A 12,882-nucleotide genomic window follows, 5' to 3' on the forward strand; every position below is an offset into this window, starting at 1 on the left:
GACGCCCGTCCCGTGGCTTGACCATGGGCTCCGAGGTGCCGATACGGTCGGGGCATGACCGACTGCTGGATGGTGAGGGCGTTCGTGAACGCCGAGGGCATGCACGGCAACCCCGCCCTGGTGGTGGCCGAACCGGAGGGGGCTTCGGTCACCGCCGCGCAACGTCAGGACCTGGCCACCCGGTTGGGTGTCCCGGCCACCGTGTTCGTCCGGGACGCCGACCGGGGCCGTATCGGCATCCACAGCTCCTACGGTCAGCCGATCCGCTTCGGCGGCCATCCGCTGCTGGCCACCGTCGAGGCCCTGCACGGCATCGGCCGCGTCCCGCGGGAGCTGGTCCCCGACGCGGGGCCGGTGCCGTGCCGCAGGGACGCCGACGGCACGGTCTGGCTGACCGCGCCCGCGGCCTGGTCGAAGCCCTGGCGCCACTACCGGATGGCCGACGCGGCCGAGATCGACGCCCTGACCGGCCTGCCGGACGGCGAGGACTTCACCCAGGTGTGGGCTTGGGAGGACGAGGCCGCCGGTCGCGTGCGCGCCCGGTTGTGGGCGCCCAGGATCGGCAAGGGCGAGGACGAGGCGTGCGGCAGCGCGTCCATGCTGCTGACCCAGAAGCTGGGCCGCGGCCTGGAGGTGCTGCACGGCCGCCACCGTGCCGTCATCCGCACCCGGCCGGTGGACGAGACCCGCGTGGAGCTGGGCGGTCGCTGCGCCGTCGACCGGCCCGCAGCGCACGTCCGGGACGCGGTGGCCGCGCTCTACGCCGGCGGGTGAGGCACCACGAGGTCGGGTGTGAGGTCGGGGAGGCTCGCGGAGCCGGTCAGGGCCATCGCCAGCTCCGTCTCCCTGCGCAGCGCCCGCACCACGTCTCGTACCCCTTCCCGGCCTCCGACGGCGAGGCCCCACACGTACGGGCGGCCGACCGCGACTGCGGTGGCGCCGAGAGCGAGCGCCTTGACCACGTCCGTGCCCCGGCGTATCCCGCCGTCCACGACGACGGGGACCCGGCCGTCCACCCGCGCGGCAACCGAGGGCAGCACGTCTAGGGTGGGCCGGGCGGTGTCCAGGTTGCGTCCGCCGTGGTTGGAGATCCACACGCCGATGCCACGCTCGGCGGCCCGCCCGGCGTCGTCCGCGCGCTGGATGCCCTTGGCCAGCACCGGCAATCCCGCGACGTCCCGCAGCCACTCCAGATCGTCCCAGGTCACCGCGGGATCGATGCGCGGATCGTGGAGGGAGTGGCCGGAGGCCGCGTGCGCGGGAGCGTCGGCGAGGTTGGCGGGGCGCCCGTGCGAGGGCAGCGCGAAGCCGTTGCGCAGGTCCCGCTCGCGCCGTCCGGTGACGGGGGTGTCGACCGTGACCACGCAGGCTCCGGCCCCGGCCGCGCGGGCACGCCGTACCAGGTCCGCGGTGAGGCCGCGGTCCCGCTGCACGTAGAGCTGGAACCACCACGGTCCGCGCGCCGCCGCGCCCACCTCCTCGATGGTCCGGGACGAGAAGGTGCTCAACGTCAGCAGCGCGTCGGCGTCGGCCGCGCCCCGCGCCGTGGCGATCTCCGCGTCGGCGTGGAACAGCCCGTGGGCGGCCGTGGGAGCCAGCAGGACCGGTGAATCGAGCACGGTGCCGAACAGCGAACAGCGCGTGTCCACCTCGGTGTGGCCGGTCAGGACCCGGGGGGCCAGCGCGTGGCGCCGGTACGCCTGCTCGTTCCAGCCGACGGTGTGCTCGTCGGCGGCTCCGCCCTCCAGGTAGTCGAAGACCGGTGCCGGTACGGCCGCCCGTGCCGCCCGCCGGAAGTCCTCCAGGTTGAGCGGCGTTGGGGACGGGGCGAGCGGTGGCGCCTCGGGGGTGGTGAAGGGCAGGTCGGTCATGACGGGCTCACAGGGCTCTGCGTGACGGGGGCGGGGGCGGAGTCGGGGGCCGTGGCCGGGTCCGAGCCGGCCCGGGCGGCCAGGGCGTGGCGCACCGCGGTGCGCGACGTCGCGGCCGCCGTGCCGAAGACGGCGGCGAGCACCGGCCAGCCGAGGAGCCCGGCCGGCAGCAGGGCGACCACCAGCAGGCTGGGGCCGATCACCTTCTGACCGGTGAAGGCGAGACTGAACGCACCGAGATAGCGGGCCCGGGCGGCCTTGGGGGCGAGCACCGCCGACAGTTCCCAGGCGGCCACCGACTGGAGGTTCTCCGCGACCGTCAGTACGACCACCGCCGCCAGCGCCAGCGACCCCGCGACGACCGGGCCGTCCGCGGCCTGTGCGAGGGCGAAGAAACCGCAGCTCACCGCGAGGAGCACGCCGGACGACACCAGGAACCGTGCCGCGGTGGCCGGTTCGTCCACCCGGCGCGCGACCAGGACCTGCAGACCCACGGTCAGCACGGTGTTGACGACCATGAGGAGCGGGACCCAGGCGGAGGGGACGTCGGTGTACTTCATCACCCAGATCGGCAGCAGCACGAGCAGCACGGTGTCGTAGAGCGACAGCACCCCGTTGGCCAGGGTGAACAGCATGAACCAGCCGTCGCGGAACGGGGACCGCACCGTCGGTTCCGGCTGCTCCCCCGCGGCGGCCGCCGGTCCGGGCCGTACGGGCGCGTCCGGCAGCGAGGTCGACGAGGTCTCGGGGGCGGCGCGGTTCACCGCGATCCGCACGGTGAGCGCGATCACCAGGAACGAGAGCCCGTTGCCCAGGAACAGGGCGATGAACGCGGCCCGGCTGTCGGCGGCGAACACCCCGCTGGCGAGCAGGATCCCCACGGTGAACCCGATGTTGCGCACGGCACGGATGGAGGCCATCGTGCGGGTGCCGTCCTGCCCGTCGACCAGCGTGGTCACCACGGCCTGCTGGATGGGCGTACTGGCCCGGTCGAGCGCGGTCAGCGCCACGGTGAGGACCAGGTAGGGGGCGAAGTGGGTGGTGAAGGCGTAGCAGCCGTAGCCGAGGCCGCGCAGCACCAACAGCGCGATGTAGAACCGGCCGGAGCCGAACCGGTCGGCGAGCCGGCCCAGGGGGACCGGGGCCAGCAGGGCGAGGGCGCCGGCGAGCGTGGACGCCCAGGCGATGCGGTCGGCCGCGAGCCCCACCACGCCGACGAAGTACAGCGTGGCGGAGCTCATGAACATGCCGGTGCCGAGGGCGTCCACGAAGGATCCGGTCACCAGGGTCCGGCCGGCCCGGTTGTCGGGCAGCAGCAGGGCGGTCAGCCGGCCGGCCGTCCTGAGCAGCGTTCCGGGGCCGGCCGGGCGCACCTTAGCGGACATACGCGAGCCAGTTCCGGTAGCGCTCGTCCCGGCCGTGGACCACGTCCTGGAACGCCTCGCGCAACTGCCGGGTGACCGGCCCGCAGCCCGCCGACGCGAGCGGCCGGTCGTCCACCGACGCGACGGGCACGAGCTCCAGGGCCGTGCCCGTCAGGAAGGCCTCGTCCGCCACGTAGATCTCGCTGCGCGTCAGGCTGCGCTCCTCGACGGTGAGGCCCCGGTCGCGGGCGAGCGTCATGATCGTGTCCCGGGTGATGCCGGGGAGGATGTAGTCGCTGACCGGCGGGGTGTGCAGCACACCGTCCCGGACGACGAAGAGGTTGGCCGCGGAGGCCTCCGCCACGTGCCCGCTGGGGGTGAGCATCAGCGCGTCGTCGTAACCGGCCCGCAGGGCGGCCACCTTCGCGAGCGAGGAGTTGACGCAGGCGCCGGTGGACTTGGCCAGCGGCGGCAGGGTGTTGGCGCCGTTGCGCTGCCAGCTGCTGACGGTCAGCCGGCACCCCTCCTGCTCCGCCTTCTCGCCCAGGTACGAGCCCCAGGCCCAGGCGGCGATGCTGGTGCGGACGCTGTCCAGGTCGGGTGTGATGCCCATGGTGCCGTAGTCGAGGTAGACGATCGGGCGCAGGTAGCCGGACTCCAGGCCGGTGCGGCGCAGGAGTTCCAGCGAGGCCTCGGTGAGCCGGTCGAGGGTGTGTCCCGGATCCATCAGATAGACGTGGGCCGAGTCCAGCAGCCTCTTCAGGTGCTCGCGCAGCCGGAAGACGGCGGGCCCGTCCGCCGTCGCGTAGGCCCGGATGCCCTCGTAGACGCCCCAGCCGTAGTGCAGGCTCGGCGTCAGGACGTGGACCCGCGCCTCCTCCCAGGGAACGAACTCGCCGTTCATCCAGATGGTGCTGGTCGGTGTCAGTCGCATGAGGGGGCTCCGTGGGACGGGGTGGGGGAGGGACGTGTGCCGTGCGCGGCGGCCCGCGAGGCGACCGGGGCGGCGGGCGCGCCCACCGACGCGAGCCGGCGTTCGATGCTGAGGGACTGCAGGTCGGCGAGGTTCCGGTAGTCGTCCGCGTGGGCGCCGGAGAACGAGAACCAGCCCCAGCGCGGCTGGAGTTCACAGCCTCTGGCGTACTTGGCCTGGTAGGCGGACAGTCCGTAGTGGATACGGCGGACACCGTGGGCCAGCGCCCAGCGGGCCGTCTCGTGATAGGTGAGCGTCAGATAGCAGCCGTCGGCGTCGGGGGAGAATCCGGCCGTGCGGGCGAACAGCGCGTCACCGGCCCGGAAGTAGAGCACGAAGCCGCCGAGGCGCCCGTCGCGCTCGCTGCCCAGCACGAGACAGCTCTCGCCCAGGTCGGCACGGACGGCGTCGAAGTCGCGCCGCACCCGCTCGTCCCCGCCCGGCAGGCCGTACTTGGCGCGGTGGGCCACCTGCAGGGCCACCACCTCGTCGTCCAGGGCGTCGGCCCCGGTGCGTACGACGGTGCGCCAGCCGGCCGCCTCGTAGCGCTCCACCTCCTTGACGATCCGCCGGCGGCGGTGGCTGCCGAGGCCGGCCAGGTAACCGTCCCAGTCGGTGGCGTCGGGGAGGTGCTGGACGCCTTCGGCCCCCAGCAGCACGGCCTGGTATCCGTCCTGCCGTGCCGTGTCGTCCACCGCCTGGGCGTACGGCTCCCCGACGTACAGCAGGGCATGGCTGAGGCACCCCAGTTCGGCCGCCGCCCGGCGGAGCAGCGCGGGCAGGGCGGCCATCACGGCGGCCCGCTGGGCGGGGGTGCGGTCGGTGGCGTGGACGACTCCGTGGTGGGAGCCGAAGACCCCGAGGGTGAGGGAGGGGTACTGGTCGGGGCGCGCCTGCGGCAGGGCCGCCGCCAGTTCGTGCCAGCGCTTCTCGTCGGCCGCGTCCAGCAGGTCGGGCTCGGCCATCGACCCCGGCGTCCCGATCAGCCGGGGCGGGTCGTAGAAGAGCAGTCCGCCGCTCTCCCGGGTGAGCAGCAGCGGCGCGAGGGCGACCGTGCGGCCGTCCGCGTCGATCCGCAGGTAGCGCACCTCGTGCAGGTCGGTCCGCTCGGTGAAGCGCCACCAGCGGGCGTCCTCCCAGATCACGCCGGGCCGGTCCAGGGCGGGGAAGTCGCCGGCGGCCGGACGGGCGCCGGGCGGGAGGAGCCGTCCCTCCAGGTCGGGGCGTGCCGGCCCGGGTGCCTGGGCCGGCGGTTGCTGCGGCCGGACGGATGTCGTGCTGTCGTTCATCGGGCGGCTCCGGTCACGGCTTCCAGCTCCCAGGCGAATCCGGCGGCGGCCCGTGCCACGGTCGACTCCAGGGCGGCCGTCAGACGTTCGTCGTCCTCGGCGGTGACCACCCAGCTCGCCACGAAGTCACCCGACTTGCGCCGGGCGTACCGCTCGCCGCCCCAGTCGTCCCCGACCGCGCCGTGGACGGTGAAGTCCAGGGCGCCCTCGACGGCTCGGGGTGTGCGGCGGATCCGTCCCCGCTGCGGCGGCAGACCGCAGCACGCGGCCGAGGGAGCGGCGTCGGCGTGCGCGCGCACGGCCTCCAGGTCGTTGGGCAGGCCGCACTCCACCCGGGCCCACAGCGCGCGGGGGTCGATGCCGAGGACATGCCGCAGCATGACCGGGATGGTGCCGCCGGCCACCCGGCCGGCCACCTCGCACAACACCAACTCCCCCTCGGCGGTGACGAAGAACTCGGCGTGCACGCACACCGTCGGCGGGGAGGGAAGCGCCTCGATCAGCCGCCATGTCTCGGCGACCAGCCGCGGGCGCAGCGGATCGTCCGCCGGCAGGGTGCGCGAGCCGTGCGGACTGTCGGACCAGTGCGACAGACAGCCGGGTGTGGTGTAGCGGGAGGCCACCGCGGCCACCGGCCGGCCGGCCACCCGGAAGGCGTCCACGTGGTAGAGCTGGCCCGCGACGAACTCCTCCACCTCGTACGGGGTGGAGGCGAGTGACTCCTCGCTCAGCGCGGTGGCCTGCGCCGCGGTCTCGACCACGTGTACGCCGGTGGCCCCCGAGGCGCCCCGCGGCTTGACCACGACGGGTCCGCCGTGCGCGGCCAGGAAGTCGGTGACGTCGGAGAGCCGGTGCACCGGTGCGAAGCGGGGCACGCTGATCCCGGCGGCCCGCGCGTACTCCTTCATGAGGACCTTGTCGCGGTACGCGGCGGCGGCCCGCGGGTCGAAGCCGGGCAGGCCGAACTCGGCGCGCAGCGCGGCCGCGCGTTCGATGTCGGACTCCGCGAGCGCGACCAGTGTCGCGGGCCGGTGCCGTGCCACCAGGTCCCGGGCCGCCGCCAGGACGGCCGCGTCGTCGGTGTGGTCGGGGACGGTACGGACCTCGCGGAAGCCGTCGCCGAGCCGGGCCGAGGCGGGCGCCACCGCCACCATGCGCCCGGCCAGTTCGGGCAGCCAGCGGGCGAACGGCAGGTGGGCGTGACGGGGACTGATCAGGAGGAGGGTCACTTCGCGGACGCCTCCTCCCGCTCCGGACCGGCGAGGGGGCCGGCGAGGGGACCGGCGACCGGGCCGGGCATGCCGAGCCGTTCGGCCAGCTCGGCCAGCCGCCCCGCGGTGCCGGCGTCCAGCGGGATGCCCGTCGCCCGGCGCCGTCGTGCGTGCGCGCGCTGGGGGTCGCCGGGGGCGAGCACGGGTTCCTGCCCCGCCCGGGGGGCCGTGCGCACGGTGTCGAGCAGCTCCGTGAGGCCGGCGGTGAACTGTTCCTCGCCGGCGAACGCGGCGGGGTCGATCGCCAGCACGAAGTGGCCCACCTGCCGGTCCTGGCCTGCGGTACCGGCGCCCACCTGCGACAGCCGCCAGTCCGGCGGCATGCCGGTCAGCACCGCCCCGAGGAGCGTGACCGCCATGGCGAGCCCCTGGCCCTTGTATCCGCCGAGCGGCGACAGGGCGTGCGCCGTGTCCGGGTCCTCGGTGGGCTGCCCCGTCGCGTCGGTGGCCCACCCCCGGTCGAGCCGCCGGCTCTCCGTGCGGCGCTGCTTGATCTCGCCGAAGCAGACCTGGCTGGTGGCCATGTCGAGGGCGAACTCCCGGTCGTCGGAGCCGGCCGCCACACTGATCGGATTGGTGCCGAACAGGGGCTCCACCCCGCCGAACGGGGCGACCCGGGAGGCCGCCGAGGTCACCGCCAGGCCCACCAGGCCCTTCCGGGCGAGCCGCCGGGTGTAGACGGAGGCGGCCCCGAAGTGGTTGGAGGAGCGCACCCCGACCGCCGCGACACCGAAGCGTGCCGCCCGCTCGGCCGCGTGGCGGGCGGCGGCGAGGCCCGCGAGGACACCGAGGGCGCCGTCCGCGTCCAGCAGCAGTCCCGCTCCCCTGTCCCGGGCCACGGTGATGCGGGCCCGGGCGTCCGCCACGCCGCCGGCGAGTTCGTCGAGGTACTGGCCGAGCAGACGCAGACCGTGCGTGTCGATGCCCCGCAGGGACGTGTCGACCAGGGCGTCGGCCACCTGCGCGGCGTCATCGCCGGGGACGCCGGCCGCGGTGAGCGCGGCGGTCGCGAGGTCCCGCGCCGCCCGCTCCTCGATCAGCGCTCCCGTGGAGGTGTTCGTGGTCATTCCGGGCTCCAGTACATGAGCAGGTGAGGTCCGAGACCGGGCCGTTCGAAGGTGTCGCCGACGGCGCGGAACCCGTGCCGGCCGAAGAAGCCGGCCGCTTGGGCGCGGGCGGTGCCCCACACGGTGGTGGCGCCGTCCAGCACGGCGTGGGTGAGGGCGGTGCGCAGCAGGGCGCTGCCCAGTCCGGTGCCGCGGTCCTCGTCGAGTACGGCCATGCCGCGCAGCCGTCGGCCGGTGCCCGGGGCGAGGCCGGGCACGGGGTGCTCGGCGGGCGGGTCCTCGGGCAGCAGCGAGCACGCGCCCGTCGGACGCCCGGCGTCCCAAGCGGCGAGGTGCAGGGCACCGGGGTGGTCGTCGTACGGGTAGTGGGCGTTCTCGGCCGGTTCTCCCGTCCGCAGCACCCGGTGCCGCAACGGCCGGATCTCCTCGGCGGTGGCCGGGCGGACCCGCCAGCCGCGCTGGCGCGGGTCCGGCAGGTAGCCCGAGCCCGGCCGGTCGGGCAGCGTGACCCGGCCGGTCTCGTCGACGCCGAGGCCGTGTCCGGTGTCGACCGCGTTGAGGACGACGGAGTCGACGTCCAGGTGGTCGGCGAGCGGGGCGAGATGCGCGGTGGCGGTGAGGCCCGCCGAGGACTCCGGCATGCAGCCCAGCATGGTGATCAGCCCGCGTTCCCGGGCGGCGCGCAGCAGTTCGAGCGCCGGGGTGGTGCCGCCGGCCTTCATCGGCTTGACGTTGATGCCGTGGAAGGCCCTGGTGCAGGCGTCCAGGTCGGCGAGGGAGGTGATGCTCTCGTCGGCCAGTACCGGCATCGGGCTTGCTTCCTTGAGTACCTCGGCGTCGCGCCAGGCGGACCGCGGGAAGGGCTGCTCGACGAGTGCGACGCCCAGGTCCCGCATGCCGTCCAGGGCGGCGAGCGTGCCGGGGAGGTCCCAGCCGCAGTTGCCGTCCACGTAGAACGGCGCGTCGGTGTGGCGGCGCAGTTCGGCCAGGACGGAGAGGTCGCGGGGATCGGCGAGCTTCACCTTGTAGGCGGACCAGCCGAGTTGCTCGCGCAGCTTCACGACCATCACCTCGGTGTCGTCGAGGCCGATGCTGAAGCTGGACCGGGCGCCCACCGGCGCCCGCAGCCCGAGGGCCTGCCACAGCGGTACGCCGAGCAGCCTGGCCCGCAGGTCGTGTACGGCGGTGTCGAGCGCGGCCAGCAGGAACGGTGACCGGGGCAGCCGCGCGGCGAGGGCCTTCCAGACCGCGAACGGGTCGTCGGGGGCCAGTTCGCGCAGGACCGGGGCGAGCCGGCGCAGGTCGGCGTGCATCCGGTCGAGGCCGGAGTTGTAGTGGTCGGTCATGAAGGCGGAGGCCTCGCCGAAGCCGCTGACCCCGTCCTGCCCCACCTCGACGATCAGCGCGCGCTGTACGGGGATGGCTTCACGGGCGGAGCGCCACAGGTGGCGCTGGGTGATGCTGATCTCGTGCGCGACGACCTTCACAGGGCACCCGCGGGTACCAGCGGGAGGGCCTGGCGGGGGCTCTCGGGGAACCACGAGCCGAGCGCGGGCCTGAGCTGGTCCAGCCACTCCGCGGTCGGGTCGTACGCGGCGAAGAACTGCCGCCCGACCGACTCGGGGTCGCGGGCCTGCAGCATGCGCAGCGAGAAGACGCGTTCCCCGGCGATGGTGACCACGCCGTCGACCGCCACCTTGCCGGGCGCGGCGGACATCACCGGTCCTCGTGCGGTGCGGGCCAGCCCCGAGACGCCGCGCACGGCGTCGGTGTAGATGTCCAGGGCCCGGGCCAGCGGCACACCGAAGTAGCTGCGGGCGCCGGTGTCCCGTTCCACGAACATGTAGTAGGGCACGACGCCCAGTTCGACCTGCCGCTGCCACATCCGCGCCCAGACGCCGCTGTCGTCGTTGACGTGGCCGATCAGCGGGGCCTGGGCGCGGATCACCGCACCGGTGGCCTGGATCCGGGCGATGGCCCGGCGGACCCGGGTGCCCTCCAGCTCCCTGGGGTGGGAGAAGTGCGCCATGACCGCGACGTGGCGGCCGGCCTCGACGCTGCGTTCGAAGAGCCGCAGCAGGTCGTCGGCGTCGGCGTCGCCGAGGAAGCGGTCGGGCCAGTAGGCCAGGGCCTTGGTGCCGAACCGCAGGGTGCGCACCTGTTCCATGGCCGGGTCGAGCAGGGGGTCGACCCAGCGGCGCAGCACCGCCGTCTTCATGATCATGGGGTCGCCGCCGGTGAACAGCACATCGGTGACCTGGGGCTGCGTGGCGACGTAGCCGGTCAGGTCGGCGGGATCGCGCAGGGCCTGGCGGAGTTCGGCGACGCCCACGAACTGGGCCCACCGGAAGCAGTAGCCGCAGTAGGCGTGGCATGTCTGTCCCTGGGACGGGAAGACCAGCACCGTTTCGGCGTACTTGTGCTGCAGGCCGGGCAGCCGGCGTCCGTCGAGCGTGGGGACGTTGGCTTCCAGCTGGTCGCCGGGGTGCGGGTTGAGCAGTGTCTGGGCGTCGGCGGCCGCCTTGCGTATCACCTCGCGCGGGGCATCGGCGTCCAGCAGGCCCGCGATGGTGTCGAAGGTGTCCGGCGGCAGCATGTCCCGGTGCGGGAAGGTGAGGCGGAAGACCGGGTCGTCGGGTGCCGCCGACCAGTCGATCAGCTCGTCGGCGACGTAGTCGTTGACCTTGAAGGGCAGTACGGCGGACACGACCCGCAGGTCGCGCAGGTAGTCCTCCGACAGCCCGCGGCTGCGGGCCAGTTCTGCCAGTCGTTCGTGGGAGAAGGTTTTCATCCGGTAGAGACCTCGGGCCGTTCGGTGGGGGTCCCGCGCAGCGTGGGGAGCGGGTGGGTCAGGCGGTGGCGATGTGGGAGCGGGACCAGTCGAAGTCGATCTGCTCGGTCACGCCCATCTGCTCGACCAGGCTGTGCAGGCCCGTGTACTCGCGCACCAGCCGCTTGCGGCCGCTGTCGGCCTGGCAGTCCTTCAGCATCTCCCGGCCGCCGGGGACACCGGTGAGGTCGATGATGCGTTCCCAGGTGGTGTAGTCGTTGGCGACGAACGCGTCCAGGCCCTCCATCAGCATGTCCAGGAAGAACCTGCGCTGCGGTGCGTCCAGCTTGTCGTAGACCATCTCGGCCAGCACGGCGGAGATGGAGGCGTGGCAGTACTCGTCGCGGTTGTGCAGCTTCGCCGTCGTGCTGTTGATGACCTGGATGTCCGTGTCGTCGGCGAGGAGGTCCAGATAGGCGTTGATCGAGATCTCGGAGACCGTCGCGAACGCCAGGGTGGTCAGCGAGCGCTGCCACCGTTCGCCGGCGTCGTCCCGCAGCCGCTGGTGCCGGCGCGCGGTGTGTGACAGGGGCAGTTCGTGGTCGGGCATGGCCATGCCGCGCCGGCGGCGGGTCACCGCGCTGGCGTTGAGGTGCATCAGGGTGTGGTACTGCTCGTCGACCATGGCCTGCGCCAGCGACAGGTTGAGCGCCTCGCCCTGGAGTGCGGGGTACTCGCCCTCCATGACGAGGGCGAAGGCCGGGTTGGCCACCTTCTGCTCGGCCATCACGGTGTGCCGGTTGTAGGCGATCCAGGCCCAGCTCAGCACCTCGGAGCGTTTCTCGGGGGCGAGCGCCTGCCATGTCGGGTGGTCGTGGAAGGGGAGGATCTGTTCGGGGTAGTCCGCCCGCTCGGGCTCGAACAGGTCGTCCAGGTCGGGCTCTTCGCGTTTGACCGTGGCCCGGCGGTGCCAGTTCCCCACGAGGCGCCGTATGACGGCGTTCTCCACGGGGTCGTTCGGGTCGTACGTCGGGATGCCGTCGGGCAGCGCGAGGGTGGGCTCTTCGGTGGACAGGGGGGAGTTGCCGTTCATGACGTCCTTCATGGGTGGGGAGGAGTGATCAGACGCGCTCGGAGAGCCAGTAGCGGGTGAGGTGGCGCCGCGCGTCCTGGTACTCGGAACGGGCGTGCAGCATGCGCTGGTTGTCCCAGACGAGCAGGGAGTCCTCCGGGATGAGGACGGAGACCTTGTGCTCGCGGAAGAAGTCCTCGGCGCGCTGGGCCAGTTCGAGGCCGAGCCGGCCGAGGGGAAGGGTCTCGGGTTCGGGGCGGGCGTCGACCGGGGGGTCGTAGTGGCCGGCGGTGAGCAGGTTGTAGCTGAAACGGATGATCTCCCGGCCGTCGGGGTCCTGCTCCACCACGGGCCGGCGCACCCCTTCGGTGCCGGTGCCGCCGGTGTTGTGCCCGAGCCAGTCGATCTGTTCCTCCCGCACGGCCCGGGCCGCGGTCGCGTCGAGTCCGGCCAGGAGCTCGCGCGCGTCGGCGAGTTCGGTGTGCCCGCTGCCGCACTTCGCCTGCACCCGGCAGTGCAGGGCCAGATGGCGCGGCGGCGGGGCCCAGCCCGGGGCCTCGGTGTGGACGAGGATGGTGTTCGTGCTCTTCGAGTAGCGGCGGTCCTCGAAGCCCGGGGCCGCCTTCACCTGGTAGCGCAGCCGGCCGTCGTACTGGGGCATCAGGTCCCCGAACGGGCGCAGTGCCTCGGCGGCCTCCTCGTCGGACCGTATGCCGTGCAGGAGGGTGTAGCCCTGGTCGAGCAGTTCCTGGGCATGCCGATGGACAACGGTGGTCATGGGACTGGCCTTTCTGCGTGCGAGCTGTCAGATGTCGGACAGGCGCGGCGGAACACCGGTCGGGCGAGGCGGACGGCAACTCGGAAGGTGCGTCGCGGGCGCGCCGGAACGGCAGAAGTCGGCGTGAAAAGTGCTACGGGGGCGGTGTGCCCGGCCCTCGTCCCGTGCTTCCCCCTGCTCCCCCCGGGTGCTCCGTACGTCCGCCAGGTGGCCGGCCCGCTCCCGTCGGACCTGTTGCCTGGTCACTCCGTCAGTGACCCTGCCAGCAACGTCTGCGCAGCTCAAAGGAAACGTGCAGCAGGATGCTGCACGTTCATGATCTTGGGGGGTGGACGTACGTGTAGTGACCAATCGATTTGGTAACACCCCGGCGCATAGGGCGGGGGATCGTGCACAGTCGCACGTCCCGCGCGGTGCCGCACCGCTG

11 protein-coding genes are annotated in these 12,882 nt (G+C 73.4%); 1 reads left to right on the top strand and 10 read right to left on the bottom strand.

The genetic code is table 11. The annotated features are described in order from the left end of the window. The first annotated feature begins 54 nt into the window (after positions 1 to 54). Positions 55 to 774 carry a PhzF family phenazine biosynthesis protein gene (locus ACZ3ZD_RS23825; protein ID WP_467400693.1) on the top strand — a complete coding sequence of 240 codons (720 nt, stop codon included), beginning with the start codon at positions 55 to 57 and terminating at the stop codon, positions 772 to 774. Here ACZ3ZD_RS23825 and ACZ3ZD_RS23830 read toward each other — a convergent pair. The 10 genes from ACZ3ZD_RS23830 to ACZ3ZD_RS23875 are packed head-to-tail and all read right to left on the bottom strand — an operon-like array spanning position 759 to position 12,455. Further along, a complete protein-coding gene (locus tag ACZ3ZD_RS23830) occupies positions 759 to 1,871 on the bottom strand; it encodes an alpha-hydroxy acid oxidase (protein WP_467400696.1) in 1,113 nt (370 codons plus the stop codon). The two genes, ACZ3ZD_RS23825 and ACZ3ZD_RS23830, sit on opposite strands and share 16 nt — an antisense overlap. Beyond that, positions 1,868 to 3,256 carry an MFS transporter gene (locus ACZ3ZD_RS23835; RefSeq protein WP_467400700.1) on the bottom strand — a complete coding sequence of 463 codons (1,389 nt, stop codon included), beginning with the start codon at positions 3,254 to 3,256 and terminating at the stop codon, positions 1,868 to 1,870. Before ACZ3ZD_RS23835 ends, ACZ3ZD_RS23830 begins: the two co-directional genes overlap by 4 nt. Continuing rightward, complete coding sequence (locus ACZ3ZD_RS23840) at positions 3,246 to 4,169, bottom strand: branched-chain amino acid transaminase (RefSeq protein ID WP_467400703.1); 924 nt, start codon at positions 4,167 to 4,169, stop codon at positions 3,246 to 3,248. Before ACZ3ZD_RS23840 ends, ACZ3ZD_RS23835 begins: the two co-directional genes overlap by 11 nt. After that, positions 4,160 to 5,497: a GNAT family N-acetyltransferase gene (locus ACZ3ZD_RS23845; RefSeq protein ID WP_467400706.1), complete on the bottom strand. Its 1,338-nt coding sequence runs from the start codon at positions 5,495 to 5,497 to the stop codon at positions 4,160 to 4,162. The genes ACZ3ZD_RS23840 and ACZ3ZD_RS23845 overlap by 10 nt, the downstream gene beginning before the upstream one ends. Further along, a complete protein-coding gene (locus ACZ3ZD_RS23850; protein WP_467400707.1) occupies positions 5,494 to 6,726 on the bottom strand; it encodes an ATP-grasp domain-containing protein in 1,233 nt (410 codons plus the stop codon). Before ACZ3ZD_RS23850 ends, ACZ3ZD_RS23845 begins: the two co-directional genes overlap by 4 nt. Then, a complete protein-coding gene (locus tag ACZ3ZD_RS23855; protein WP_467400711.1) occupies positions 6,723 to 7,835 on the bottom strand; it encodes an Ldh family oxidoreductase in 1,113 nt (370 codons plus the stop codon). The genes ACZ3ZD_RS23850 and ACZ3ZD_RS23855 overlap by 4 nt, the downstream gene beginning before the upstream one ends. Next, positions 7,832 to 9,322: a GNAT family N-acetyltransferase gene (locus ACZ3ZD_RS23860; RefSeq protein ID WP_467400715.1), complete on the bottom strand. Its 1,491-nt coding sequence runs from the start codon at positions 9,320 to 9,322 to the stop codon at positions 7,832 to 7,834. The genes ACZ3ZD_RS23855 and ACZ3ZD_RS23860 overlap by 4 nt, the downstream gene beginning before the upstream one ends. Further along, positions 9,319 to 10,626, bottom strand: coding sequence for a KamA family radical SAM protein (locus tag ACZ3ZD_RS23865; RefSeq protein ID WP_467400716.1), 1,308 nt, complete (start codon positions 10,624 to 10,626; stop codon positions 9,319 to 9,321). Before ACZ3ZD_RS23865 ends, ACZ3ZD_RS23860 begins: the two co-directional genes overlap by 4 nt. A 58-nt stretch (positions 10,627 to 10,684) precedes the next feature. After that, on the bottom strand, positions 10,685 to 11,698 hold the full coding sequence (locus ACZ3ZD_RS23870; RefSeq protein ID WP_467400719.1) for an AurF N-oxygenase family protein: 1,014 nt from the start codon (positions 11,696 to 11,698) through the stop codon (positions 10,685 to 10,687). A gap of 28 nt (positions 11,699 to 11,726) precedes the next feature. Then, positions 11,727 to 12,455 carry a TauD/TfdA family dioxygenase gene (locus ACZ3ZD_RS23875; protein ID WP_467400721.1) on the bottom strand — a complete coding sequence of 243 codons (729 nt, stop codon included), beginning with the start codon at positions 12,453 to 12,455 and terminating at the stop codon, positions 11,727 to 11,729. Positions 12,456 to 12,882: the final 427 nt, after the last annotated feature.

The organism is Streptomyces sp. NPDC023481 (genome assembly GCF_055560195.1).

Bases quoted from the DNA above. Each gene is read 5' to 3' on its own strand.
- ACZ3ZD_RS23830 (WP_467400696.1), bottom strand. From the start codon at position 1,871: ATGACCGACCTGCCCTTCACCACCCCCGAGGCGCCACCGCTCGCCCCG.
- ACZ3ZD_RS23865 (WP_467400716.1), bottom strand. From the start codon at position 10,626: ATGAAAACCTTCTCCCACGAACGACTGGCAGAACTGGCCCGCAGCCGC.
- ACZ3ZD_RS23835 (WP_467400700.1), bottom strand. From the start codon at position 3,256: ATGTCCGCTAAGGTGCGCCCGGCCGGCCCCGGAACGCTGCTCAGGACG.
- ACZ3ZD_RS23870 (WP_467400719.1), bottom strand. From the start codon at position 11,698: ATGAACGGCAACTCCCCCCTGTCCACCGAAGAGCCCACCCTCGCGCTG.
- ACZ3ZD_RS23840 (WP_467400703.1), bottom strand. From the start codon at position 4,169: ATGCGACTGACACCGACCAGCACCATCTGGATGAACGGCGAGTTCGTT.
- ACZ3ZD_RS23845 (WP_467400706.1), bottom strand. From the start codon at position 5,497: ATGAACGACAGCACGACATCCGTCCGGCCGCAGCAACCGCCGGCCCAG.
- ACZ3ZD_RS23855 (WP_467400711.1), bottom strand. From the start codon at position 7,835: ATGACCACGAACACCTCCACGGGAGCGCTGATCGAGGAGCGGGCGGCG.
- ACZ3ZD_RS23825 (WP_467400693.1), top strand. From the start codon at position 55: ATGACCGACTGCTGGATGGTGAGGGCGTTCGTGAACGCCGAGGGCATG.
- ACZ3ZD_RS23875 (WP_467400721.1), bottom strand. From the start codon at position 12,455: ATGACCACCGTTGTCCATCGGCATGCCCAGGAACTGCTCGACCAGGGC.